The sequence below is a fragment of the Microcella sp. genome (assembly GCF_046296455.1).
Taxonomy (GTDB): domain Bacteria; phylum Actinomycetota; class Actinomycetes; order Actinomycetales; family Microbacteriaceae; genus Microcella.
The window spans coordinates 1-23,624 of record NZ_JBKBLF010000007.1 but is presented as its reverse complement, the minus strand read 5'-3'; the positions used below and the strand labels follow the sequence as shown (position 1 = coordinate 23,624).

The window sequence follows — 23,624 nt, the reverse complement described above, 5'->3', positions numbered from 1 at the left end:
ACGGATCGCGGCGAGTTCGCGGCCGAGGCCAGAAATGGCCTCGGCAGGCAGCGCCTAGCGCTGCCTCTTTTCGCGAACTCGCATATTGACCTGGATGGGGGTGCCCTCGAAGCCCCAGACCTCACGCAGGCGCCGCGTGATGAAGCGGCGGTACTGCGGGTCGAGGAATCCAGTGGTGAAAAGCACGAACGTCGGCGGGCGCGTCGAGGCCTGCGTCGCGAAGAGGATGCGCGGCTGCTTGCCGCCCCGAACGGGGTGCGGATGCGCGGCCGTCAGCTCGGCCACGAAGGCGTTGAGCTTGCCGGTCGCAATGCGGGTATCCCACGACTCGAGCGCGACCTCGAGAGCCGGTACGAGCTTCTCGAGGTGACGACCCGTGCGCGCCGAGATGTTGACGCGCGGCGCCCACGCCACGTGGTGCAGGTCCTGCTCGATCTCGCGCTCGAGGTAGCGCCGCCGCTCGTCGTCGAGCAGGTCCCACTTGTTGAACGCGAGCACGAGCGCACGGCCCGACTCGAGCACGAGGTCGATGATGCGCACGTCCTGCTCGCTGAGCGGCTCGGTCACGTCGATGAGCACGACCGCGACCTCCGCCTTCTCGAGCGCCGCGGCCGTACGCAACGAGGCGTAGAAGTCGGCGCCCTGCTGCAGGTGCACGCGACGACGGATGCCCGCGGTGTCGACGAAGCGCCACACCTTGCCGCCGAGCTCGATCTGCTCGTCGATCGGGTCGCGCGTCGTGCCGGCGAGCTCGTTGACGACGACACGCTCTTCGCGCGCCGCCTTGTTGAGCAGGCTCGACTTGCCGACGTTCGGGCGGCCGAGCAGGGCGACGCGGCGGGGGCCGCCGAACTCCTGCTTCGCCACGGCCGAGACCTCGGGCAGCACCGTGAGCACGTGATCGAGCAAGTCGGCGACGCCGCGGCCGTGCAGGGCCGAGACGGGCCAGGGGTTGCCGAGGCCCAGGCCCCACAGCGCGGCGGCCTCGGGCTCCTGGCGCGCATCGTCGACCTTGTTGCCGGCGAGGATGACGGGCTTCTTCGAGCGGCGCAGCATCTTGACGACGAACTCATCGGTCGCGGTCGGGCCGGTCATGGCGTCGACGACGAAGAGCACAGCATCCGCCAGGTCGACGGCGACCTCGGCCTGCGCGGCGACGGAGGCGTTGATGCCCGAGGCGTCGGGCTCCCAGCCGCCGGTGTCGACGAGGGTGAACTTGCGATCGTTCCACTCGGCCTTGTACGTGACGCGGTCACGGGTCACGCCGGGCGTGTCTTCCACGACGGCCTCGCGGCGGCCGATGATGCGGTTGACGAGCGCGCTCTTGCCGACGTTCGGTCGGCCGACGATCGCGAGCACGGGCAGAGCGGGCATCGTGATGATGCCGTCTTCGCCCAGCTCGGCGCCCTCGAGCAGCTCGAGGTCGTCGTCGTCGAGCTCATAGGCGGCGAGGCCCGCGATGAGGGCGTCGGCGCGCTTGGCGGCGAGGTCGTCGTCGAGCTCGGCGAGCCGCGCGGCGACGGCTTCGGCCGCCTCGGCGTTCGCGAACTCGGCGTCGTCGGACGCGCCGGATGCGTCGCGCGCAGTGCTGCGCGTGGCATCGCGAATCGCGTCGCGCTCGGCAGCGTCGTCGCCAGACAGCTCAGGGTTGACAGGGTTCTCGGTCATGGGATCCTCCCACTTGTTCCGCCGCCCGCGGGCGGCGTGTGTTTCGCGCGAGACCCTGAGTTCAGGCCCCCGCACGCACTGTGTCGATGAGCGCCTGCACCGTCTGCTCGAAGTCGAGGTCGGTGGAATCGAGAGTCGTGACTCCCTCGGCGGCGTTCATGAAGTCGACCACACGGGAATCCTGGGCGTCCCGCGAGGCCAGCTGCTGCGCGGTCGCCTCGGTCGACACGGCGCTCAGCTCCGCCGACCTTCTGGCCAGTCTAGCCTCTGGTGAGGCCGTGAGCAGTACCCGCACGGCGGCGTCCGGCGCGACGACCGTCGTGATGTCGCGGCCCTCGACGATCACGCCGGGTTCTGACGACTCGGCGATGAGCCGGCGGAACAGCGCCGTGAGCCCCGCGCGCACCTCCGGAACCCGCGCGACCGCGCTCACCACGGCCGTCACGCGCGGCTCGCGGATGTCGGGAGTGATGTCCTCTCCCCCGACGCGCACGAAGTAGTGGTCGGGCTGCATCCCGATCGCGTAGTCGAACGCAGCAACCCGCTCGGCCACCGCCGCGGCATCCTCGACATCGAGGCCCTCGTCGAGGCAGTGCCAGGCGAGCGCGCGGTATGCGGCCCCCGTGTCGAGGTAGGCGAAGCCGAGCCGACGGGCCGCCTCGCGGCTCACGCTCGACTTGCCGCTGCCGGCGGGGCCGTCGACGGCCACGATGATGTCGCTCACAGAAGGTCCTTTCGGGGGTGTGAGGGGTGGATGCTCAGCTCGCGCCCGCGATGCGCCAGCCGCGCGCCGAGAGCTCGTCGATGAGGCGCTGCTCGACCTCGGGCAGCACCGAGACCTCGGCGAAGCCGATGGGGGCGCCCGGCGAGTGCTCGAGCCGCAGATCTTCCATGTTGATGCCGAGCTCGCCGATCTCGGTCAGCAGGCGCGCGAGCTGGCCGGGGGTGTCGTCGATCATGACGACGAGCTGCGCGAAGCGGCGGTCGTCGCCGTGCTTGCCGGGGATGCGGGCGACCCCGGCGTTGCCCGCCGCGATGAGCTCGGCGAGGGCACGGCGCGAGCCGGGCGCCTCGGGGTCGTCGAGGGCCGTGAGCAGGGCATCCACGTCGTCGCGCACTCCGCGCAATATCTCGGCGACCGGTGCCGCGTTCGCGGAGAGGATCTGCACCCACAGTCCGGGGTCGCTCGACGCGATGCGCGTGACGTCGCGCACGCCCTGGCCGGCGAGGCCGACGGCGCCGTTCGAGGCCGTTCGCAGCCGTGCCGCCATGGCGCTCGCGACGAGCTGCGGCACGTGGCTGACCATCGCGACCGAGCGGTCGTGCTCGTCGACGCTCATCTCGATCGGCACGGCGCCGACGTCGAGAATGAGGTCTTCGATCGCGCCCGCGCGGCGGTAGCTGATGCCCTCGTGGCCCGCGAGCACCCACGGCCGGCCGAGGAAGAGGTCGGCGCGTGCCGAGATGGGCCCGCCGCGCTCGCGCCCCGCCATCGGGTGGGTGCCGAGGTAGCGGCTGACGTCGGCGCCGAGCGCGTGCAGCTCGGCGAGCACGCTGCCCTTCACGCTCGCGACATCGGTGACGATGGCATCGGGATGCTCGGCCAGCGCCTGCGCGACCGTCGCGGCCGTGACATCCGGCGGCACCGCGACCACGACGAGGCCGGGTCGGTCGTCGGCGCGCGGAGCGCGGCCCGCCCCGTAGTCGACCGCGAGCCGCACGGCCGTCGGCGACTGGTCGGCGAGCGTCACGTCGACGCCCTTCTCGCTCAGGGCGAGGCCGATGCTCGTGCCGAGCAGGCCCGCGCCGATGATGTGCACGTGCTCGTGCAGGCGGCGGTCGCTCACGAGGTGCTCCGCGGGGCGCGCGGGGCGCGCGTGGGCGCGGCGGTGTCGGCGTCGGGGTCTTCGGCGGCGGCAGGGCCGGCCTGCTCGTGCTGCCGGGCGATCGTGAGCAGGGCGCCGCGTTCGGCATCCGTGAGCTCGCGCATCTGGCCCGAGGCGAGCGTGCCGAGGTGCAGCGGGCCGAACTGGCGGCGCACGAGCTCGACGACGGGGTGCCCGACGGCGGCCATCATGCGCCGCACGATGCGGTTGCGGCCCGAGTGCAGGGTGAGCTCGACCATCGAGTGGCCCTGGCTCGGCGCACCGAGCACGCGGGCGGCGTCGACCGCGATGGGGCCGTCGTCGAGCTCGATGCCCTCTTTGAGCGTGCGCAGCGTCGAGGCCTGCACCGAGCCGGTGACCTTCGCGATGTAGGTCTTCTCGACGCCGTAGCGCGGGTGCGCGAGCACGTTGGCGAGCGGGCCGTCGTTGGTGAGAAGCAGCAGCCCGCTCGTCTCGCCATCGAGGCGGCCCACGTTGAACAGCCGCTCGTCGTATTCGCGCGCGAACTCGCGCAGGTCGCGGCGGCCGTTCTCGTCGGCCATCGAGCTCACGACGCCCGTCGGCTTGTTGAGCATGATGTAGCGCTTCGTCGTGTCGAGCTGGATGGCGACGCCGTCGACCGCGACGAGGTCGGTCGCGGGCTCGACGCGCGATCCGAGCTCGGTCACGACCTCGCCGTTGACGGTCACGCGCCCCGCGACGATGAGGTTCTCGCACACCCGTCGGCTCGCGACGCCCGCGGCGGCGAGCACCTTCTGCAGGCGCTCGCTCGTGGCACTGTCGCCCGCGCGCTGGTTGCTGGACCAGTCGATGACGACATCAGGCACGAGGTCACGATCGGCGCGATTGTCAGCACTGTGCCTATCGGACATCGTCGAACCCTTCGCTGCCGTCGTCGAGCAACGGCGAGATCTTGGGCAGCTCGTCGAGCGAGTTGATGCCCAGCTGCACGAGCAGCAGATCGGTGGTCTCGTAGTGGATCGCACCGGTCTCGCTGTCGGTGAAGGCCTCGGTGATGAGCCCGCGCCCGAGCAGCGTGCGCACGACCGAGTCGACCTTGACGGCGCGGATCGACGCGATCGCCCCGCGGCTGATGGGCTGCTTGTAGGCGATGACGGCGAGCGTCTCGAGCGCAGCCTGCGAGAGCTTCGAGGGGTTCTGCGTGTGCACAAAGTCGCGCACGACCTCGTCGAGCTCGCTGCGCACGTAGATGCGCCACCCGCCGCCGACCTCGCGCAACTCGAAGCCGCGCCGCGGCCCCGCGGGCCGGCCATCGACGGCGAGACCGTCATAGTCGGCCACGAGCTCGGCGATCGCCGCCCGCACCTCTTTCACCGGTCGCCCGACGGCGCTCGCGAGACCGACGACGCTCTGCGGCTCATCGACGACCATGAAGATCGCCTCGAGCGCGCGGGCCACGTCGACGCCGTGCGGGATGCCGCGCGCGGGCGCCTCGTCGCTGCCAGCCTCGATCGTGCCGGGCGCCGCATCCATGATCGGCTCATCGGTCGTCATGCGGTCACTGGCCATAATCGTTCCCCAGGTTCACGAGGTTCTCGTCCGTCCAGTTCTCGGCTGTCCAGCGCACCGTCAGCTCGCCGAGGGGCTCGAGCTGCTCGAAGCCCACGGCCGCGTGGCGGTACAGCTCGAGCAAGGCCAGAAAGCGCGCCACGATGACGCCCTTGGCGTCGGCGCCGGCGATGAGCTGGCGGAAGGTCACGGGCTCGCCCTGGCGCAGCAGGGCGACGACGTGCGCCGCCTGCTCGCGGATCGACACGAGCGGCGCGTGCAGGTGGTCGAGCCCGACGACCGGGATCTCTTTCGGCGTGAGCGCCAGCAGGGCGAGGGCCGCGAAGTCGTCGAGGCTCAGAGTCCACTTCAGCTCGGGGGTCGTCTCGCGGTACTGGTCTTCGAGCCGCACCGAGCGCACGTGGCGCTCGCCCTCCTCGGCCATGCTGCGGGCGAACCACGCCGAGACCTCTTTGAACGCGCGGTACTGCAGCAGGCGCGCGAACAGCAGGTCGCGCGCCTCGAGCAGCGCGACGTCTTCGGCATCGACGAGCTCGCCCTGCGGCAGCAGGCTCGCGATCTTGAGGTCGAGCAGCGTCACGGCCACGACGAGAAACTCGCTCGCCTGGTCGAGCTGGTCGACGCTGCCGTCGTTGTCCATCGCGCGCAGGTAGGCGAGAAACTCGTCGGTCACGACCGAGAGGCTCACCTCGGTGATGTCGAGCTCGCGCTTGGTGATGAGGCTCAGCAGCAGGTCGAAGGGGCCGTCGAAGTCGTCGAGCGTGACGCGAAAACCGGCGGCAGGGGCATCCGGATCGATCGTCGCCGCCCCCGCAGTGCCCGCCGCCCCCGCCGATCCGGCCGCCGACTCAGGCGACCTGGCCACGCGCGATCAGCTCTCGGGCCAGCTGGCGGTAGGCGGCCGCGGCGGGGTGCTCGGGCGCGAAGCTCGTGATGGGGGCACCGGCGACCGAGGCGTCGGGAAACTTCACGGTGCGGCCGATGACCGTCTCGAGCACCTTCTCACCGAACACCTCGACCACGCGCTCGAGCACCTCGCGGCTGTGCAGCGTGCGGGCGTCGTACATCGTGGCGAGGATGCCGTCGAGCTGCACGGCGGGGTTGAGGCGGTCGCGCACCTTGTCGATCGTCTCGACGAGCAGCGCCACGCCGCGCAGCGCGAAGTACTCGCACTCGAGCGGGATGAGCACGCCGTGCGCGGCTGTGAGCGCGTTGACCGTCAGCAGGCCGAGGCTCGGCTGGCAGTCGATGAGGATGACGTCGTAGTCGTCGCGAATGGGCGCGAGCACGCGCGCGAGGATCTGCTCGCGCGCCACCTCGTTGACGAGGTGCACCTCGGCCGCGCTCAGATCGATGTTGGCGGGGATGAGGTGCAGGTTCTTGGTCGCGGTCGCCTGCACGGCCTTGCGCGCGTCTTTCTCGCGGCCCAGCAGCAGGTCGTAGACGGTCGGCACGTCGTGGCTCTGCATGCCGAGTCCCGCCGAGAGCGCGCCCTGCGGGTCGAAGTCGATCACGAGCACCTTGCGGCCGTAGTCGGCGAGCGCCGCTCCCAGGCTGATGGTCGTCGTCGTCTTGCCGACGCCGCCCTTCTGGTTGCACAGGGCGATGATGCGCGCCGGGCCGTGGCTGCTGAGCTTCTTCGGCTCGGCAAAGTCGCGCAGCGGACGGCCCGTCGGGCCGGGCATGAGCTCGTCGAAGCCCGCGAGCTCCGCTCCGCTGTCGTTGTCGCCGCTCATAGCGCCCCAGTCTAGTGACCGGGCGAGCGAGCGCCGGGCGGCGCTCCGAGCGGTGGTGGTGCGACCCGGGTGCGGCTCATCCCGCGACGAGCATCCCGTCGACGAGCCGGCGCACGCCCCAGCGAAACTGGCCCGTCGTGTTGTAGCGCGCGACGATGTCGGCCGTCTGGGCGGTGAGCGGAACGCCGCTCGCGTCGACGGCATCGAGCGCGGCGCGGCGCTCGAGGGCGAGCGACTCTTCGCGCTCGGGCTCGCCGTCTCCGCCGTCGGCGGCTTCGAGCATGACCGTGCCGAGCACGTGCACCTGCAGCGCGTAGGCGCCCCGCGCGGCGTCGTCGAGCGTGAGCCCCGTCTCGGTGAGCGTTCGCAGCAGCCCTTCGTTGAGGCGCAGAGCCTGCGGGCCGTCGATCGGGCCGGTCATGATGAGCGCGGCACCGCCCGGATGCCCGAGTAGCGTGCGCCGCATGGCGACCGCGAACTCCACGAGCCGTTCGGCCGGTGAGAGCGTCGCGATCTCGAGCACGCCCAGATCGACCGAGCCCATGACCCGCTCGACCATGCTGCGCAGCAGCCCAGCGCGGTCGGGCACGTAGGTGTAGAGCGCGTTGGGGCTGACGCCGAGCACGGCGGCCACCCGGCGGATCGACAGCTTCTCGAAGCCGTGGTCGCTCACGACACCGAAGGCGGCGTCGATGATCATGCGCTCGTTGAGCCGTCGAACCGGTCCCGGTGCTGCCATGACTGCCCCCTCGTCACGATCGCTCTTGCTCGCGATCACTTCACACTGTACAGTATCGACCACTCACAACTCTGCACAGCGTGCACTAATCGATCGGAACCCATGTCCTCCCCCTCATCGCCCGCGATCTCGCCGGTCTCGCCGCGCTCGCATCCTGCTCGGGATGCCCTCCGCTGGCTGCTCGTCCTCCCCGCCTTCCCGCTCTCGGGTCTGCTCGTCACGGCCGTCATCGGACCGATCGACGCTCCCCTGCCGGCGCTCGGGGGCGGATTCGTCGTCGGCCTCGCCGTCGGCGCGGCCCAGCTGCTCGGTCTGCGCGGCCGGGCACGCACCCTGCCCTGGCTGCTGGCGAGCGGCGTCGGCGGCGCGCTCGGGCTGCTGGCCGGCTCGACCCTCGTCGGCCACGGCACGACGTTGCCCGCCCTCGCCGTGCAGGGCTTGCTCACAGGCGCCCTGCTCGGCTCCGCGCAGGCCCTCGCCCTGCCGCGCGACGCTCGCCGTGCGCTCTGGGCCGGCGGGGTCACCCTGCTGTGGGGCCTCGGCTGGGTCGTCACGACCCTCGCCGGCATCGACGTCGAGCGGCAGTACGCCGTCTTCGGTGCCTCGGGAGCCCTCATCGCGACGCTCGGTGTCGCTATTCTCGGCGCCGTGACCCTCGACCGCACGCCGGTGACCGCCGGCTCGACCGAATCGGCGACCTCATGAGCGACCTCCATGTGATCTTCGGCACGGGCCCCGTGGCCCGCGCCACGATGCACTCGCTGCGGCGCCGAGACCTGCCGGTGCGCATGGTCAACCGCTCGGGCCGGTACCCCGCAGGCGACGCCCCGGCCGGTGTCGAGGTGCTCGCGGGGGATGCGCGCGACGAGGAGTTCGCGCGGCGGGCCGCAGCGGGCGCATCCGTCGTCTACCAGTGCTTGAACCCCGAGTACCACGAGTGGACCGAGCTGTTCCCCGCGCTGCAGAACGGCGTGCTCGCGGCGGCCGAGTCGACCGGGGCGCTGCTCGTGAGCATGGAGAACGTCTACGGCTACGGCCGCCCCGATGGTTCGCCGCTCACCGAGCAGTCGCCGCTCAACGCCCACACGCGCAAAGGTCGATTGCGCAACGGTATGGCCGAGCAGCTGCGCGAGGCGCACGAGAGCGGTCGCGTGCGCGTGACCACCGGCCGGGCATCTGACTACTTCGGCCCCGGCGGCGGCATAGCGTCACCCTTCGGCGATCTCGTCTTCGACGCGGTGCTCGCCGGGGGCACCGCGCGCCTCTATGGTTCGCCTGACTTCGTTCACTCGTACACCTTCATTCCTGACATCGGCGAGGGGCTGGCGGTGCTGGGCACCGACCCGCGCGCGGTTGGACGCGTCTGGCACCTGCCGAACGACCCGCACCCGCAGACCTCGCGGCAGATGGCGCAGACGGCGTTCCGCCTCGCCGGTACGACGGGAAAGATCGCGGGAACGCCGACCTGGATCTTCCGCCTTCTTGGCCTGCGCGACCGCACCATCCGCGAGGTCGTCGAGATGGCCTACGAGTTCGAGACCGACTTCATCGTCGACAGCACCGCGATCGCCGCAGAACTCGACGTTCACGCCACCCCCATCGACGAGGCCATCGCGATGACACTCGCGTCCTACCGCTGAGGCGCTGGGGTGCGTGCTTGACTGACGCTCATGACCGACGACCCGCCGACGCCAGAGCGATCGCGCGCCACGGTCACGAATGCCGCGGTCGCGAAGGCCGAGGTCACGAACGCCGGGCTCGCTGACGCCGGGCTCGCTGACGCCGGGCTCGCTGACGCCGACGACCGGCAGCTCGAGATCTGGGCTTTCGGCCGGCAGAGCGACGCCACCGATCGCGAGCGGGCCGACTCCGCCTTGCGCGAGTTGGCCCGTCGCGCCGAGCTCGCCCGCGCCGCGAACGAGGCCGCCGCCCATCCCGGCGCCGACCCCGGTGACGGCGCGGGTGACGGCCCCGGTGCACGCCCCGGCGATGCCGATGCGGAATCGAGCGTGGAAGATCCGGATCTCGCCGCGAGGCACCGGCACCGGATGCTGCGCACGGGCCAGGCGGGCCTCATCGCCGCCCTGCTCGCCGTGGGAGCCGGCGCCGTCGCGCTCACCCTGCCCGAGCCCGGCCCGTTCGCGATGTTCGATCGCGCGCCGACGAGCGACGAGCTCGAGTGGCAAGAGCGACTCGAGAGCGGTCTGCGTTCGGTCATCACCGAGAGCCCGCGCGTGGTCGAGCTGGGCGACGGCCTCGTGGCGATCGTCTTTCGCTCGGCGGCCGTGGCCGACGGTCGCAGCACGGCCTACGACCCCTACTGCATCGTCGTGAGCGGCGAGTCGGTCGATCTGAGCCGCGGCATCATCAACGCGGGCTGCGCCCTGCCCGAGCGCATGACGAGCCAGGGGCTCACGCTGCCCCTGGGCCCGATCGAGGGCGGTGAGGGCTTCGAGGTGGTCACGTGGGGGCCGCAGGGCGGGCCCCGCATCGAGCAGGTCGCGTCGCCCGACGGTGTCGGCGCAGCCGAGAGCGTGCTCGACTGGATGGTGTCGCCGACCTCGCAGGCCGATGCCGCGCCGCTGATCGACGACCCCGAGCAGCTGCTGCTCGGCCCCGCCATTGTGCCGATCTTCACCCCGGCCGACGACGCCCCGAACGTCACGACGGTGGCGTTCGTCGTACAGGGCGGCACCGAGGATGCCGGGCCGGTGTTCTGCGTCACCTCGACCCTGCCCGATGAGGGGCCGACCCAGGTGTGCGCCCCGCTCGACACGGTTCGCCGCGACGGACTGCAGTACACCGTCACGGCCGAGGGGCGGGCCTGGCAGGTCAGCATCGGTGCCGACGGACCGCAGCGGTCCGACACGCTGCGGCCCGCCGACTGACGAGCCCCACGGGGTTTACTGGTACTCGTGTCGATGTCGCCCGACGAGCACCGCCCGCCATCCCGCCAGGATGCGGCGCTCGAGCACGTCGTGACGCACCTGTTCGACAGCGAGCTCGAGCGGCTCGCGTTCGGCCGCACCGACACGCCCGCCGATCGGGCACGCGCGGCCGCCGCCGTTCGCGAGCTCGCGCGGCGTGCGGCCGAGCTGCCGGCCCGCAGCGGAGAGCCGGCGGCGACCGCCCCGCAGCTCGCGGCCCGCGATCGCGCGCGCGGTGCCGATGATCGGCCCCGCCTCGACCGGGCGACCGGGCCGCGATGGGGTCGCGGGATCGCGATCGGCGCGGCGGGCATCCTGGCTCTCACGGTCGTGACGACGGGTCTGCCGACCGCGCCCGTCGCGCCGGCCCCCTCGTCGCTCGACGTGTTCGCCCCCGCGGCGACCGCGGGCGAGGTCGCCCTCGGCGAGCAGCTGCAGCGAGAGGGGTTGCGCCTGAGCGTGGCACCGCGCGTCATCGCCGAACGCGACGGCGCCCGCATCGTCGCGTACCGGGTGGTCAGAACGGCGCCGAACGAACGCCCCCGCAACGAGGTGTGCCTCATCGCCGTCGCCGACCGCGCCCTCGGAGCGCCGTTCTGCCGCGAGCGCGAGAGCGTCGAGCGGTCGGGCTTGCAGGCGAGCCTCACGGGGCGCTCGGGCCGCTACATCGTGCGGTGGGGGCCGACCGGTGCCCCGACGGTCTCGGTCGTCGCGGCCGACTCCGCTGCGACGGCTGCTCCGCGCTCGATCGCCGCCGATGCCTTCTTCACGGATGCCCTGCGCGACGACGATCTCGCCTTCGCCGCACTGCTGCGCACCCTATATCCCGACGACCGGCTGCTCGTGCGCGTGCTGTCGACCACGCCGAGCTGGGATGCCGTGGGTGCGCTCGTCGCCTCTCCCATCACCGGGCTCTGGTCGTACTGCGGGCACCTGTTCGCGCGCGAGGCCGATGCCGCCAGCCAGCTCGGCGCGAGCGTCACGTGCGCAGGCCGCGAGGCCTTCGAACGCGCGGGTCTCGTAGCGCAGTCGCGCACCCCCGCCTCGAGCCTCGGCCTCGAGTGGCGACCCGACGACACGGTCGCGCTGCAGGAGTCGGCTGCCGGCGGCGGCTTCGGGGTGCTTGACTGAGGGTCATGAGCGAGGATCTCTCGACGGCCGACGATGCGCGACTGGCCCGGTGGGCCTACGGGCGACCAGGCACCGACGCCGAGGCGGCGCGCGCCCAGAGCGCCGCCGAAGAGCTCGAGCGGCGTGCGATCGAGCGCGACGCGGCGGCCCGAGCGGTCGCGGGCGCCGGGGCCGTGCTGACACCTGCGGCACGGGCCTCCCCGTTGGGGCACGGCGCGATCACCTCGACGGCACCGATCGTCGATGCGCAGTCCTCGACCGACCCCACGGGGCCGGCCGACCATGAGCCGCGCCCTCGCGGCCGGCGCGTCGCCGCGATCGTCGGCGCCGGAGCCCTGCTCGCCGTGATCGCCGGCGTGGCCCTGCCGCCCTTGCTCGACACACAGCCCGCGACGGCGAGCTCGCTCGCGGTCTTCGATCGCGACGACTCGGCCGAAGAGCGCGAGTACCTGACGCTGCTGCTGCGGCAGGGCCAGACCGTGTCTCTCGGTCCGCGCGTGCTCGGCACGATCGAGTACGGCACCGTCATCGCGTACCGCGTCATCCGCGACGAGCCCGCGAGCGACCTGGTCTGCCTCGCGATCGCCGAGTTCGACCGCGCCGCCCAGACGCCGGTCATCGCCGACCGGCAGTGCCTCGATCGCGGCGAGTTCGAGGCCGCCGGGGCCTCGATGACGCTCTTCGGGATCGGCGGCCAGTACGACGTCGACTGGGGCCCGCACGGTCGCGCGCAACTCGACGTGCTCATGACCGACGCGCAGCGGCGCGCCATGGATCCCGGCATCGAGGGCGTGTTCCTCGACATCACCGAGACCGCTGACGACCTGCGCTACCTCACCGAGCAGCCGCTCATCGAGCAGACGGGCCTGGCCGTCGAGCAGTTGCGCCGCATCTTCCCCGTGCCGGCGTTGATCCGCGACACGGCCGAGGTCGGCGGGCCCACCGTCACGCCGCAGACCGAGTGGGTCGCCGCCTACACCGCGGTGCCCGTGCGCCCCATCGAGCAGGGCGAGAGCAGCGGGGCTGCCGATGCTCCCGATCGCGTGGCCTGCCTGGCGATCGTGGCCGACGGCGTGCAGCGCGAGAGCCGATGCGTCGCGTTCGCCGACCTCGGCAGTCGCGGCATGCTGCTCGAGTTCGAGCGCGAGGGGCGCACGAACCTCGTCTCGTGGTCGACGACGGGCGAGATCTCGGCGCAGACCGCCTCGACCGAGTGATCGGCGCTGCGGGCCTGACCCGAACCGGCTAGAGCGCGCGCGGGTGGGCGGTCGCCCAGGCCTCGCGCACCGCATCCGCCGTCACGAGCGTGTAGAGCTGGGTCGTCGCGACGCTCGCGTGCCCCAGCAGCTCTTGCACGACGCGCACGTCGGCACCGCCCTCGAGCAGGTGGGTTGCGAACGAGTGCCGCAGGGTGTGCGGCGAGAGCTCGGCGGTGAGGGATGCGCGCGCCGCGGCATCCCGAATGATCAGCCAGGCGCTCTGCCGCGATACGCGGGCGCCGCGGGCCCCGAGGAACAGCGCGGGCGTCGCCGCCCCCCGCGGCGCGAGTAGCGGCCGCGCCCGCACGAGGTAGGCCTCGAGCGCCTCGCGCGCGTAGCGGCCCAGCGGCACGATGCGCTGCTTGCGGCCCTTGCCGAACAGCCGCACGGCATCGCCGACCGCGATGCCACCGGCCGCGGCCGAACCGTCGCCCATGACGTCGTCCACGTCAAGGTCGACAGCCTCACTCACGCGCGCACCCGTCGCGTACAGCAGCTCGAGCAGGGCCCGATCACGCAGCGCGAGAGGGTCGTCGCCGCCGCAGGCCTCGAGCAGGCGCTCGACCTCGTCGATCGTGATCGCCTTCGGCAGGCGCTTGGGTTGCTTCGGCGGACGCTGCTCGGCCGCGACATCGCGGTCGACGAGCCCCTCCTCGGCGAGGAACCGGTGCCACCCGCGCACACTCGAGAGCATGCGCGCGGCGCTCGAGGCGCTCACGCCCGCGGGGCGTTCCCCCTCGACGGGCTGCCCGGGGTCGCGCACGGCGGCGACGAACGCCGCGACGTCGGCCTCGCCGATCGCCCGCACCTCGTCGACGCCGCGCGCGGCGAGGTGCTCGCGGTAGCGCGCGAGGTCACGGCGGTAGGCGGCGACAGTGTTGACCGAGCGCCCGCGCTCGAGCGCGATGTGCCGCAGATAGCGCTCGACCTCCCGCTCGAGCGCCGTGGGCGCTGCGCGCTCGAGTGCCGACACTGCTCAGCCCCGCGAACGCCGGGCGTGCTCGGCCAGCACGGCGGCCTGGAAGATGCCGTTGTGCACGCGACCGGCGAGCACAGCATCCACTGCCTCGTCGAGCGCGACCCAGCGCAGCACGATGTCGGCCTCCTCCGCCCCTCGATCGAAGACCTCGGGCGCCGCCGAGAGGCCCGTCGCGCGAAAGACGTGGATCACTTCGTCCGACCCGCCCGGCGAGGTGTGCATCGTGATGAGTGGCTGCCAGTCGGCAGCGACGAGATCGGCCTCTTCGGCCAGCTCGCGCTGCGCGGCCTCGAGCGGCGGCTCACCCTCGACGTCGAGCAGCCCCGCGGGCAGCTCCCAGTTGCGCATCTGAATGGGGTGGCGGTACTGCTGGATGCTCAGCACCCGATCGGCGGCGTCGACGGCCAGCACGGCCACCGCGCCGGGGTGCTCCATGAACTCGCGCGTGAGGGCGCCCTCGCCGTAGGCGAAGCGCTCGCGGCGGATATCCCACACCACGCCCGCGAAGGCCACGTCGCTCTGCAGCACCTCGACGCCGAAGGCCTCGTCGCGCAGCGACGGCGCCGTGACAGACTCGGCCGGGCGGTCCGTGCCGTCGGGCCCCGCCGCCGCCTCGGTCACTCGGGCGCGCCCGCCTCGGTGCCGGCGGACGCAGCGGCGACCAGCCCGACCTCGCCCGTCTCGTCGTCGAACAGCTTCGAGGCGCGCTGGCGCTCGATCGCCGCATCCACGAGCCCGCGGAACAGCGGGTGCGCGTTCGTCGGCCGCGACCGCAGCTCGGGGTGCGCCTGCGTGGCAACGTAGAACGGGTGCACGTCGCGCGGCAGCTCGACGTACTCGACGAGCGTGCCGTCGGGGCTCGTGCCCGAGAAGACGAGGCCCGCCGCCGCGATCTGCTCGCGGTAGGCGTTGTTGACCTCGTAGCGGTGGCGGTGGCGCTCGTGCGAGACGGGCGCGCCGTAGAGCTCTTCGACGATCGAGCCCGGCGCGAGCGCGGCTTCGTACAGCCCGAGGCGCATCGTGCCACCCAGGTCTCCCCCGGCGATGATCTCGACCTGCTCTGCCATCGTCGCGATGACGGGGAACTCGGTCTCCGGGTCGAACTCGGTGCTGGATGCTGTGGGCAGGCCCGCGACGTCGCGCGCGTACTCGATGACCATGCACTGCAGCCCGAGGCACAGGCCGAGCACGGGGATGCGGTTCTCGCGCGCGAAGCGCAGAGCGCCGAGCTTGCCCTCGATACCGCGCACGCCGAAGCCGCCGGGCACGCAGATGCCGTCGAGGTCGGCCAGGTTCTTGGCGGCGCCCTCGGGCGTCTCGCACTCGTCGCTCGCGATCCAGCGGATGAGCACCTTCGCCTGGTGGGCGAAGCCGCCGGCGCGCAGCGCCTCGGTCACGCTCAGGTAGGCGTCGGGCAGGTCGATGTACTTGCCCACGAGGCCGATCGTGACCTCGCGCTTGGGCTCGTGCACGGCCGTGAGCAGGTCTTTCCAACGATCCCACTGCACCTCGCCGGCGTGCAGGTCGAGCTGGTCCATGATGTAGCTGTCGAGGCCCTGGCTGTGCAGCATCGAGGGGATGTCGTAGATCGAGGGAACATCCACCGCGTTGACGACGGCGGCCTCGTCGACGTCGCACATGAGCGCGATCTTGCGGCGGTTGGCGCTCGATACGGGCCGGTCGCTGCGCAGCACGAGGGCGTCGGGCTGAATACCGATCGACCGCAGCGCCGCGACCGAGTGCTGCGTCGGCTTGGTCTTCTGCTCGCCGCTCGCGCCCATGAACGGCACGAGGCTCACGTGCACGAAGAAGACGTTGCGGCGGCTGAGCTCGTGGCGCACCTGGCGCGCGGCCTCGATGAACGGCTGCGACTCGATGTCGCCGACCGTGCCGCCGATCTCGGTGATGATCACGTCGGGCTGCTGCTCGTCTTGCGCCTGCAGCCGCATGCGGCGCTTGATCTCGTCGGTGATGTGCGGAATCACCTGCACGGTGTCGCCGAGGTACTCGCCGCGGCGTTCGCGCGCGATCACCTGCGAGTAGATCTGGCCGGTCGTGACGTTGGCGGCCTGGTCGAGGTTGATGTCGAGAAAGCGCTCGTAGTGCCCGATGTCGAGGTCGGTCTCGGCGCCGTCGTCGGTCACGAAGACCTCGCCGTGCTGGAACGGGTTCATCGTGCCCGGGTCGACGTTGAGGTACGGGTCGAGCTTCTGCATGACGACGCGCAAGCCGCGCGCGGTCAGCAGGTTGCCGAGGCTCGCGGCGGTGAGGCCCTTGCCCAGAGACGAGACGACACCTCCGGTCACGAAGATGTGCTTGGTGATGCGACCGGTTGAACCAGAATCTGAAGTGTCCGCCACGGGGTTCTATCGTATCCGACGCGAGGCCCGCTCGGTCTCGACGCGCGCAACGCCGTGAGCGTACAGTGGCGGCCATGAGCGTGCGCGCGCCCCGATCGGGTCTGAGGATGCTGCGCCGGGCATCCGGCATCGCCGCGGTCGCGATCGTGGCCGTCGTGCTGGGTGGATGCGCGGGCCTCAGCGGCGCGCCCGTCTCGGTTGCGCTCACCGAGCAGCATGGGTTCCCCGCCGATGCGCCGATCGCCGAGCCGCTCTGGGACGAGGGATGGCGCGGCGAGCCGATCGGCTGGCTCGCCGACGATCGCGCGACGATCACGATCGTGAGCTACGGCAGCTCGGCCTGCCCCTTCATCGCCACCGCGGTCACGGTGCTCGACGACGCAACCGTCGGTATCGAGCTGCGGCAAGGAGCCGCGTATGCCTGCACCGACGACCTCGCGCCGCGTACCCACGTGCTCCCCACCCCCGAGGGGTGGGGGCAGGGTGATGGCCCGTACACCGCTGAGATCACGCGTTTTCTCGACGCCTTCGGCGCCGCCGACCCCACCCTGAGCACGGCAGAGCTCTGGCCCTGGACTGAACCGGCGACGATCGCCGTGCAGACGCTGCGCGGTGCGCCGGATGACATCACGCTGCCGCCCGACGCGCTCGAGAGCGGCGAGCCGCTCGCGTTCTGGGGGCCCGAGCGGCAATCGTTGCGGGTCATCACGTGGGGAAGCTCGAGCTGCCCGCCGCCGGCGACCTCCCTCACCCTCGTCGATGAGGCCCAGCTGTCGCTCGTCTTCGGGCCGCTGCCGGCCGGGCGGGTGTGCACCGCCGACTTCGGACCCACGACGCACGTGCTTGGCGTGCCCGACGGCGTCGGCTCGGGGGCGGTGACCCTGGCGGTGCGGTTCGAGGAGCGCGACGGCTCCGCGCAGCAGACCAGCATCCCGATCGGCGACTGAGCGCCCCGGCGACGATCCTCAGGCGCGCGTCGCCGACGCGGCGCTCGTCCGCGGTCGCCTCAGCCGATCGGGGCGCGCGTTCCCGCTCAGCCGACGAGCTCGCGCGCTGTCTCGATGAGCTCGCGCGCATGCGTGAGCCCCGACTCGCTGTCGGGCAGGCCGCTCAGCAGGCGCGCCATCTCGGCGATGCGCTCATCGCCCTGCAGCTGCTGCACGCTCGACGCGGTTACGTGCCCGTCGCTGTCTTTCACGACCCGCAAGTGGTTCGTCGCGAACGCGGCCACCTGCGCGAGGTGCGTGACGACGATGACCTGCGCGGTCTGCGCGAGGCGCGCGAGACGCCGCCCGATCTCGATGGCGCTCGCGCCGCCGACGCCGGCATCCACCTCGTCGAAGATGAAGGTCGGCACGGGGTCGGTCGCCGCGATGACGACCTCGAGCGCGAGCATGACGCGCGAGAGCTCGCCGCCCGACGCACCGCGGCCGAGCGGGCGCGGCTCGGCGCCCGGGTGCGGCTGCAGCAGGATGGCGACGACATCACGGCCGCTCGCCGTGTACTCCTCGCGATGGGTGACCTCGACCGTGATGCGCGCCGAGCCCATGGCGAGCGCGGCGAGCTCGCCCGTCACGCGCTCCGACAGCCGGATGCCCGCCACCCGCCGCAGGTCGCTCAGTCGGTCGGCGAGCATCATGACGCGGGCTCGATCGGCGTCGACCTCGGCGCGCAACGACTCGATGCGGTCGGTGTCGTGGTCGAGCTCCATGAGCCGACCGCTACCCGAGTCGAGGTAGTCGATGACCTCGTCGAGCGAGGGGCCGTACTTGCGCATGAGCACGGCGAGCTCGGCGCGACGCTCTTGCACGGTCTCGAGCTCACGCCCGCCGTCGCTGTCGAGCGAGGCGAGGTACGACGAGAGCTGCGTGGCGAGCTCGCCCACGACGAAGCCGGCATTGGCGATGGCCTCGGCGATCGGCACGAGCTCGGGGTCGTGCCCCGACACGCGGTCGATCGTGCGTCGGGCGCTGTCGAGCAGCGAGAGCGCATCCCGCGCCTCATCGAGGCTCTCGCTCGAGATCAGTTCGTGCGCCTGCGCGGCGGCGAGCCGCAGGTCTTCGATGTTAGTAAGCCGGTCGGCACGCTCGGCGAGCTCCACGTCTTCTGCTCGACGCGGGGCGGCCGCCTCGATCTCGGTCATCGCCAGACGAAGGTCCTCCGCCTCGCGTGCGCGGCGGTCGCGCTCCGCGACCAGCGCGTCGAGCTCGGCCTGGGCGTCGTTCCAGCGCCGGAAGACCTCCTGGTAGTCCCCGAGCACGGTCGAGAGCTCGGGCCCGGCGAAGCGGTCGAGCGCCTCGCGCTGCGCCGTCGCCGACTTGAGCCGGATCTGGTCGCTCTGCCCGTGCACGACGACGAGCTGCTGGCCGATCTCGTTGAGCACGCCGACGGGCGTCGAGCGCCCGCCGACGACCGCGCGCGAGCGGCCCTCTTGCGAGATGGAGCGGCTGAGGATGAGCGCGCCGCCGTCGAGGTCTCCCCCGGCGTCGCGCACGCGCTCGGCCACGGGCCCGTGCTCGTCGACGTGCCAGTGGCCCTCGACGAGCGCCTGGCCCGAGCCCGAGCGGATCGCCCCGGTGTCGGCACGGTCTCCCAGAAGCAGTCCGAGCGCCGTGACGACCATGGTCTTGCCCGCGCCCGTCTCGCCCGTGAGCGCGGTGAAGCCCGGCCCGAGCGGCAGGCGCGCCTCGCCGATGACCCCGAGATGGCGGATGGAGATCTCTTCGATCACGCGCCGCGGCCCTCCTCGTCGATGGGACCCCGCCAGCCGTGCACCGGGAGGGCGAACTTGTTGACCAGCCGGTCGGTGAACGGGCCGGGGTGCAGGCGGGCGAGGCGCACGGGCGTCGACGATCGTCGTGCGACGACACGGGCGCCGCGCGGCAGGTCGACGGCACGGCGCCCGTCGCACCACAGCACCCCGACCCCCTGCGTGCGATCGAGCACTTCAACCGCGAGCGAGCTGTTGGGGCCGACCACGAGCGGCCGAGAGAAGAGGGCGTGCGCGCTGAGGGGCACGAGCAGCAGGGCATCGAGGCTCGGCCAGACGATAGGGCCGCCCGCCGAGAACGCGTAGGCCGTCGACCCGGTCGGCGTCGACATGACGACGCCGTCACAGCCGAAGCTCGACAGCGGCCGACCGTCGACCTCGATGACGACCTCGAGCATGCGCTCGCGACTCGCCTTCTCGACCGTGGCCTCGTTGAGCGCCCAGGTCTCGTAGATGACCTCGGCGCCGAGCTTGACCCGTACGGCGAGCGTCATGCGCTCTTCCACGAGGTAGTCCCGCTCGAGCGCCCGGCCCACCGCCGAGGCGAGGTCGTCGCGCTCGCTCTCGGCGAGGAACCCCACGTGCCCGAGGTTGATGCCCAGCAGGGGCGCCGACCCGCCGCGGGCGAGCTCGGCCGCGCGCAAGATGGTGCCGTCGCCACCGAGCACGATCACGAGCTCGAGCTCGCCGACCTCGGCCGTGTCGCCCAGCACGAGCAGCTCGCCCTCGCCCGTGGCGGCGGCGAGGTCGTCGCGCGATTCCGCGTCGACGACGGGATGCACGCCCGCTGCCCGCAGCAGTCGCACGACATCGACGGCGGCGCCCAGCGACTCGGGCCGCCCGGTGTGGGCGACGACGAGGATGCGGCGGTCGGTCACGATGACCCCTTCTGCGGGTGATCAACAACGGTACGGTCGGGAACGGTGCGGTCGGGAACGTGCGCCAGCGCCAGCTCGGCGGCTCGCGCCCTCCATTCTGTCGGATGCACCCCGACACCCGCCCCGAAGACGACGAGATACTCGTGGTTGCCTCCCGTGCCGACGATCGGGGAGGAGAGCAGATGGCTCGCGTTCAGCCCCGCATCGCTCGCCGCCCAGAGCACCGCCATGATGGCGTCGTCGCGCACCGCGGCGTCGCGCACAATGCCCTCGCGAATACCCAGCCGGCCCGCCTCGAACTGCGGCTTGATGAGCAGCACGACGGGCACCCCGGTTCCGACGGTCGCGACCACCGCCGGCAGCACGAGCGTGAGCGAGATGAAGCTCAGGTCGCCCACGACGATGTCGGGTCGCTCGGCGACGCCGCTCACCGCGGCGAGGCGCTCGGCGGTGAGTGCGCGCGCGTTCTCACCCTCGACGACCACCACGCGGGGGTCGGCGCGCAGCTCGGGCGCCAGTTGTCCGTGCCCGACATCGAGCGCGATCACCTGGCGGGCGCCGCGCTCGAGCAGCACCTGGGTGAAGCCGCCCGTCGAGGCACCCAGATCGAGAGCGAGCATCCCGCGCACATCGATGCCGCTCGCATCGAGGGCGGCGACGAGCTTGAGGGCAGCACGGCTCACGTACCGGTCGTCGCCATCGACGGCGATCACCGCCGCTTCGGGCACGGGATGCGCAGGCTTCACGATCGCGCGCCCGTCGACCGTCACGCGCCCGGCCTCGATGGCCGCACGCGCCGCGGTTCGCGACCGCGCGAGTCGGCGATACACGAGCTCGAGGTCGAGCCGCCGCGCGCTCGGGGGCGCCTGCCGCTCGGCGGGCCCGGGCTCGACGTCGTCGGCCGGCTCGGGCACGTCGGTCATCACGCCGATCGGGCGGAGTCGCCGTCGCTCGCCTCGAGCTGCTGCCGCAGCTCGTCGTGCAACTGGCGGTACGCGGCAGCACGGCTCTCGATGGGGCGCTCGTCGATGAGCGCCAGCCGCGAGAGCAGGGCCTCGTCGGGCTCGGGCGCGAACTCGCCGTCGGTCATGGTCACGACGATACCGCGAGCTGCATGAGCTGCTCATCGACATCGAGACCGTAGATCTGCAATCCCGAGGCATAGATCACCGCGGCAGCCGCGCGAAGCAGGTCGAGGGCATCATCGCCCGCGCGTGCGACCCGCACGACGTGCTGCTTCATGCGCACGACCGCCTGCCCGACCTCCGCCGTGCGCACGCCGTCGGCATCCACCTCGATCGCGATCGCCGGGTAGGGCTCGAAGAGCTCGCGCAGGTCGCCCAGGATGTAATCGGGCTGCATCGTCGGCGGGGCCGCGAGCACCTGCTTGGCGCGGTCGATGCCCGTCAGTACGAGCGCCGTCGCGAGCCCGGCCCGCTTGCCGCCCATGATGTCGGTGTCGAGGCGGTCGCCCACGACGAGGGGGTTGCTCGCACCGAAGCGCTCGCGCGCGACCTCGAAGATCGCGGTCTCCGGCTTTCCGGCGAAGACCGGCAGGCGCCCGACCGCGAGGTGCACGGCCGAGACGAGCGTTCCGTTGCCCGGGGCGATCCCGCGCGCAACGGGGATCGTCCAGTCGGTGTTCGTCGCGACCCAGGGGATGCCCGTGTGCAGCGCGAACGACGCCTCGGCCAGGTGCTCCCAGCCCACGTGCGGCGCGAATCCCTGGATGACGGCCGCGGGCCCGTCGTCGGCCGAGCGCGTCACTCGAAAGCCGGCGGCCTCGACCTCGCTCACGAGGCCGTCTCCCCCCACGACGAGCACACGAGCGCCCGGGTCGACGAGCGTCGCCAGGATGCGCACCGCCGCTTGCGGGCTCGTGACGACATCGGCCGCCTCGACCGCGAGCCCGAACTCCCGCAGATGCGCGGCGACCGACTCGTCGGTGCGCGAGGCGTTGTTGGTGATGTACCCGACGCGCACGGTGCCCGCGGCGCGCACGATGCTCTCGACGGCATGCGGGATCGCCCCCGGCCCGGTGTAGACGACACCGTCCAGGTCGAGCAGCAGCGCATCGCGTCCCGCGAGGGGGGTGGGATGCTCGCTACCGGTCACCGTCGGACTCCGACCGCCCCGACGCGGGCTCCGCGTTGCTCGCCTCATCGCCTTCGTCGTCGTCGAGCTCGATGATCTCGATCGTCTCGTCGCCGTCGTCGGCCCCTGCCGAAGCGAGCGCGGTGGCCGCGACGTCAGCGCGGCGCGCCCAGGTCTCTGCCTCATCGGTGCGACCGAGCTCGTCGAGCACGATCGCATACGCGTCGAACAACGCCGGGCTATAGCTGAACGCCGTGGAGGGGTCGAGCTGCGGGATCTCGAGCTCGGTCAAGGCCGCCTCGGTCTGCCCGAGGTCGAGGCGAGCGCCCGACATCGCGATCGCGAGCTCGACCCGCGTCGGCACGCTGAGCGTGCGGCGGTCGACCGAGCGACCGAGCTCGAGCGCCTTCTCGGCGCGGCCGAGGCCTCGCTCGCAGTCGACCATGAGCGGCAGCTGCTCGTTCGAACCCGAGATGCGACGGTAGGTGCGCAGTTCGCGCAAGGCGAGCGCGAAGTCGCCCGTGGCGTAGGCCGTGATCGCGAGGGTTTCGCGCGTGAGCGCGATCCGGCCTGCACGGCGCGCGGCCGCCTGAGCGTGCCGGTGCGCGAGCGGCGCATCCTCGTCGATCAGCAGGCCCGCCATCACGAGGTGCTGCGCAACGCGATCGGCGTTCTCTTTGGCTAAGGTCTTGAGCTCGTTGCGCGCGATGCGGTCGAGCTCGGCGCCCGTCACACCCTCGCGGATGACCGGGTCATCGTGCCGCGGACGATCGTTGTCGCCCTCGGGCCGGTTCGGTCGCTCGGGGCGACCCGCGCCGGCGGGGCGGGGACCGCGGTACCCCGTACCCTCGCGCTTCGCGCCGCCCTCCCGCTTCGGTGCACCGTCGCCGCGCGGCGCGCCATCGCGCTTCGCCGCGCCATCCCGACGCGGCGCACCATCACGCGTGGGCGCACCATCTCGCTTCGGCGCACTATCCCGCTTCGCAGCACCATCGCGCTTCGCAGCACCATCTCGACGCGGCGAGGCGTCGCGCTTCGGGCCCCCGCTGCGAGGGGCGCGGTCGTCGCGCGAGGGGCGATCGGGCCGTTCGGCCATGGTGACTCCTTGAGCTCAAGAATGTACTGCGTTAACGCGAAATGGCCACCCATTGCTGGGTGGCCATCTCACAAAGAAGTCCGGCGGTGTCCTACTCTCCCACGAGGTCGCCCTCGCAGTACCATCGGCGCAGAAGGTCTTAGCTTCCGGGTTCGGAATGTAACCGGGCGTTTCCCCTTCGCTATGGCCGCCGAAACACTATTGATTTATCAATCGTTTACGGACAGACAAGCCAAGCACTGTTCTCACAGTGTTGAGTCTGTGCGTAGTTCTCGACCGTAAATCGAGAACCACAAAGTGGACGCGAGCAACACAAATCTCATTCCTCAGAAGAGGTGTTGTCAAGTTATCGGCTTATTAGTACAGGTCAGCTGCAAGGGTCTTTAGTCCCCTCTTCCACATCCTGCCTATCAACCCAGTAATCTGGCTGGGAGCCTCTCGCCCGAAGGCATGGAAGTCTCATCTTGAGGCCGGCTTCCCGCTTAGATGCTTTCAGCGGTTATCCATCCCGAACGTAGCTAATCAGCGGTGCTCCTGGCGGAACAACTGACACACCAGAGGTTCGTCCAAC

Annotated in this window: 23 protein-coding genes and 2 rRNA genes; 6 read left to right on the top strand and 19 right to left on the bottom strand. The window is 71.7% G+C overall.

From position 1 onward, the window contains the following. Positions 1-54: 54 nt before the first annotated feature. The 8 genes from der to ACK4HH_RS05110 all read right to left on the bottom strand — a co-directional run bounded on the left by der (position 55) and on the right by ACK4HH_RS05110 (position 7,559). Complete coding sequence (gene der, locus ACK4HH_RS05145) at positions 55-1,668, bottom strand: ribosome biogenesis GTPase Der (RefSeq protein ID WP_409649003.1); 1,614 nt, start codon at positions 1,666-1,668, stop codon at positions 55-57. Positions 1,669-1,729: 61 nt separating this feature from the next. Next, positions 1,730-2,392 carry a (d)CMP kinase gene (cmk, locus tag ACK4HH_RS05140; RefSeq protein WP_409649001.1) on the bottom strand — a complete coding sequence of 221 codons (663 nt, stop codon included), beginning with the start codon at positions 2,390-2,392 and terminating at the stop codon, positions 1,730-1,732. A gap of 34 nt (positions 2,393-2,426) precedes the next feature. Then, positions 2,427-3,515 carry a prephenate dehydrogenase gene (locus ACK4HH_RS05135; RefSeq protein ID WP_409648997.1) on the bottom strand — a complete coding sequence of 363 codons (1,089 nt, stop codon included), beginning with the start codon at positions 3,513-3,515 and terminating at the stop codon, positions 2,427-2,429. Further along, a complete protein-coding gene (locus ACK4HH_RS05130; protein ID WP_409648994.1) occupies positions 3,512-4,426 on the bottom strand; it encodes a pseudouridine synthase in 915 nt (304 codons plus the stop codon). The genes ACK4HH_RS05135 and ACK4HH_RS05130 overlap by 4 nt, the downstream gene beginning before the upstream one ends. Further along, complete coding sequence (gene scpB, locus ACK4HH_RS05125; protein ID WP_409648991.1) at positions 4,416-5,069, bottom strand: SMC-Scp complex subunit ScpB; 654 nt, start codon at positions 5,067-5,069, stop codon at positions 4,416-4,418. Before scpB ends, ACK4HH_RS05130 begins: the two co-directional genes overlap by 11 nt. Positions 5,070-5,073: 4 nt before the next feature. After that, complete coding sequence (locus tag ACK4HH_RS05120) at positions 5,074-5,949, bottom strand: segregation and condensation protein A (protein ID WP_409648989.1); 876 nt, start codon at positions 5,947-5,949, stop codon at positions 5,074-5,076. Then, positions 5,933-6,820, bottom strand: coding sequence for a ParA family protein (locus ACK4HH_RS05115; RefSeq protein ID WP_409648986.1), 888 nt, complete (start codon positions 6,818-6,820; stop codon positions 5,933-5,935). Before ACK4HH_RS05115 ends, ACK4HH_RS05120 begins: the two co-directional genes overlap by 17 nt. Positions 6,821-6,896: 76 nt before the next feature. Continuing rightward, entirely contained in the window at positions 6,897-7,559 is a 663-nt protein-coding gene (locus ACK4HH_RS05110) for a TetR/AcrR family transcriptional regulator (RefSeq protein WP_409648982.1), read from the bottom strand. Positions 7,560-7,661: 102 nt separating this feature from the next. Between ACK4HH_RS05110 and ACK4HH_RS05105 the strand changes: the two genes are divergently transcribed. Genes ACK4HH_RS05105 through ACK4HH_RS05085 form a run of 5 tightly spaced genes read left to right on the top strand, consistent with a single transcriptional unit; the run spans position 7,662 to position 12,834 of the window. Then, positions 7,662-8,264 carry a hypothetical protein gene (locus ACK4HH_RS05105; RefSeq protein WP_409648979.1) on the top strand — a complete coding sequence of 201 codons (603 nt, stop codon included), beginning with the start codon at positions 7,662-7,664 and terminating at the stop codon, positions 8,262-8,264. Further along, positions 8,261-9,199, top strand: a complete 939-nt coding sequence (locus tag ACK4HH_RS05100; protein WP_409648976.1) for an NAD-dependent epimerase/dehydratase family protein — start codon at positions 8,261-8,263, stop codon at positions 9,197-9,199. The genes ACK4HH_RS05105 and ACK4HH_RS05100 overlap by 4 nt, the downstream gene beginning before the upstream one ends. A 30-nt stretch (positions 9,200-9,229) precedes the next feature. After that, the gene (locus tag ACK4HH_RS05095) at positions 9,230-10,447 is read left to right on the top strand and encodes a hypothetical protein (protein WP_409648973.1); all 1,218 of its coding nucleotides are present in this window, start codon (positions 9,230-9,232) and stop codon (positions 10,445-10,447) included. Between the two features lie 27 nt (positions 10,448-10,474). Then, the gene (locus ACK4HH_RS05090; protein ID WP_409648970.1) at positions 10,475-11,617 is read left to right on the top strand and encodes a hypothetical protein; all 1,143 of its coding nucleotides are present in this window, start codon (positions 10,475-10,477) and stop codon (positions 11,615-11,617) included. Between the two features lie 5 nt (positions 11,618-11,622). Then, positions 11,623-12,834, top strand: a complete 1,212-nt coding sequence (locus tag ACK4HH_RS05085) for a hypothetical protein (protein WP_409648967.1) — start codon at positions 11,623-11,625, stop codon at positions 12,832-12,834. A 28-nt stretch (positions 12,835-12,862) separates the two neighbouring features. Here the strand turns inward: ACK4HH_RS05085 and ACK4HH_RS05080 are convergent, their stop codons facing one another. Genes ACK4HH_RS05080 through ACK4HH_RS05070 form a run of 3 tightly spaced genes read right to left on the bottom strand, consistent with a single transcriptional unit; the run spans position 12,863 to position 16,215 of the window. Continuing rightward, complete coding sequence (locus ACK4HH_RS05080; RefSeq protein ID WP_409648964.1) at positions 12,863-13,849, bottom strand: site-specific tyrosine recombinase XerD; 987 nt, start codon at positions 13,847-13,849, stop codon at positions 12,863-12,865. Between the two features lie 3 nt (positions 13,850-13,852). Next, positions 13,853-14,476 carry an NUDIX domain-containing protein gene (locus tag ACK4HH_RS05075; protein WP_409648961.1) on the bottom strand — a complete coding sequence of 208 codons (624 nt, stop codon included), beginning with the start codon at positions 14,474-14,476 and terminating at the stop codon, positions 13,853-13,855. Further along, positions 14,473-16,215 carry a CTP synthase gene (locus tag ACK4HH_RS05070; protein ID WP_409648958.1) on the bottom strand — a complete coding sequence of 581 codons (1,743 nt, stop codon included), beginning with the start codon at positions 16,213-16,215 and terminating at the stop codon, positions 14,473-14,475. Before ACK4HH_RS05070 ends, ACK4HH_RS05075 begins: the two co-directional genes overlap by 4 nt. Before the next feature lie 74 nt (positions 16,216-16,289). Between ACK4HH_RS05070 and ACK4HH_RS05065 the strand changes: the two genes are divergently transcribed. Further along, complete coding sequence (locus ACK4HH_RS05065) at positions 16,290-17,162, top strand: hypothetical protein (RefSeq protein WP_409648956.1); 873 nt, start codon at positions 16,290-16,292, stop codon at positions 17,160-17,162. A gap of 86 nt (positions 17,163-17,248) precedes the next feature. Here the strand turns inward: ACK4HH_RS05065 and recN are convergent, their stop codons facing one another. The 8 genes from recN to ACK4HH_RS05025 all read right to left on the bottom strand — a co-directional run. Beyond that, the gene (gene recN, locus ACK4HH_RS05060) at positions 17,249-18,946 is read right to left on the bottom strand and encodes a DNA repair protein RecN (RefSeq protein ID WP_409648954.1); all 1,698 of its coding nucleotides are present in this window, start codon (positions 18,944-18,946) and stop codon (positions 17,249-17,251) included. Continuing rightward, entirely contained in the window at positions 18,943-19,863 is a 921-nt protein-coding gene (locus tag ACK4HH_RS05055; protein ID WP_409648951.1) for an NAD kinase, read from the bottom strand. Before ACK4HH_RS05055 ends, recN begins: the two co-directional genes overlap by 4 nt. Next, entirely contained in the window at positions 19,860-20,786 is a 927-nt protein-coding gene (locus tag ACK4HH_RS05050; protein WP_409648948.1) for a TlyA family RNA methyltransferase, read from the bottom strand. Before ACK4HH_RS05050 ends, ACK4HH_RS05055 begins: the two co-directional genes overlap by 4 nt. Then, a complete protein-coding gene (locus ACK4HH_RS05045; RefSeq protein ID WP_409648946.1) occupies positions 20,786-20,953 on the bottom strand; it encodes a hypothetical protein in 168 nt (55 codons plus the stop codon). The genes ACK4HH_RS05050 and ACK4HH_RS05045 overlap by 1 nt, the downstream gene beginning before the upstream one ends. 2 nt (positions 20,954-20,955) lie before the next feature. Beyond that, the gene (locus ACK4HH_RS05040; RefSeq protein ID WP_409648943.1) at positions 20,956-22,026 is read right to left on the bottom strand and encodes an HAD-IIA family hydrolase; all 1,071 of its coding nucleotides are present in this window, start codon (positions 22,024-22,026) and stop codon (positions 20,956-20,958) included. Beyond that, entirely contained in the window at positions 21,968-22,690 is a 723-nt protein-coding gene (locus tag ACK4HH_RS05035) for a hypothetical protein (protein WP_409648940.1), read from the bottom strand. Before ACK4HH_RS05035 ends, ACK4HH_RS05040 begins: the two co-directional genes overlap by 59 nt. 441 nt (positions 22,691-23,131) lie before the next feature. Continuing rightward, positions 23,132-23,248, bottom strand: a 5S ribosomal RNA gene (rrf, locus tag ACK4HH_RS05030). Positions 23,249-23,390: 142 nt separating this feature from the next. After that, positions 23,391-23,624 (bottom strand): 23S ribosomal RNA (locus tag ACK4HH_RS05025); the annotation flags it as partial.

What these genes read in the sequence shown, in the direction of transcription:
- ACK4HH_RS05105 (WP_409648979.1), top strand. Translation starts at nt 7,662, where the DNA reads ATGTCCTCCCCCTCATCGCCCGCGATCTCGCCGGTCTCGCCGCGCTCG.
- ACK4HH_RS05085 (WP_409648967.1), top strand. Translation starts at nt 11,623, where the DNA reads ATGAGCGAGGATCTCTCGACGGCCGACGATGCGCGACTGGCCCGGTGG.
- ACK4HH_RS05040 (WP_409648943.1), bottom strand. Translation starts at nt 22,026, where the DNA reads ATGAGGCGAGCAACGCGGAGCCCGCGTCGGGGCGGTCGGAGTCCGACG.
- ACK4HH_RS05115 (WP_409648986.1), bottom strand. Translation starts at nt 6,820, where the DNA reads ATGAGCGGCGACAACGACAGCGGAGCGGAGCTCGCGGGCTTCGACGAG.
- der (WP_409649003.1), bottom strand. Translation starts at nt 1,668, where the DNA reads ATGACCGAGAACCCTGTCAACCCTGAGCTGTCTGGCGACGACGCTGCC.
- ACK4HH_RS05130 (WP_409648994.1), bottom strand. Translation starts at nt 4,426, where the DNA reads ATGTCCGATAGGCACAGTGCTGACAATCGCGCCGATCGTGACCTCGTG.
- ACK4HH_RS05050 (WP_409648948.1), bottom strand. Translation starts at nt 20,786, where the DNA reads ATGACCGACGTGCCCGAGCCGGCCGACGACGTCGAGCCCGGGCCCGCC.
- ACK4HH_RS05095 (WP_409648973.1), top strand. Translation starts at nt 9,230, where the DNA reads ATGACCGACGACCCGCCGACGCCAGAGCGATCGCGCGCCACGGTCACG.
- ACK4HH_RS05100 (WP_409648976.1), top strand. Translation starts at nt 8,261, where the DNA reads ATGAGCGACCTCCATGTGATCTTCGGCACGGGCCCCGTGGCCCGCGCC.
- scpB (WP_409648991.1), bottom strand. Translation starts at nt 5,069, where the DNA reads ATGACGACCGATGAGCCGATCATGGATGCGGCGCCCGGCACGATCGAG.
- ACK4HH_RS05065 (WP_409648956.1), top strand. Translation starts at nt 16,290, where the DNA reads ATGAGCGTGCGCGCGCCCCGATCGGGTCTGAGGATGCTGCGCCGGGCA.
- ACK4HH_RS05045 (WP_409648946.1), bottom strand. Translation starts at nt 20,953, where the DNA reads ATGACCGACGGCGAGTTCGCGCCCGAGCCCGACGAGGCCCTGCTCTCG.
- ACK4HH_RS05110 (WP_409648982.1), bottom strand. Translation starts at nt 7,559, where the DNA reads ATGGCAGCACCGGGACCGGTTCGACGGCTCAACGAGCGCATGATCATC.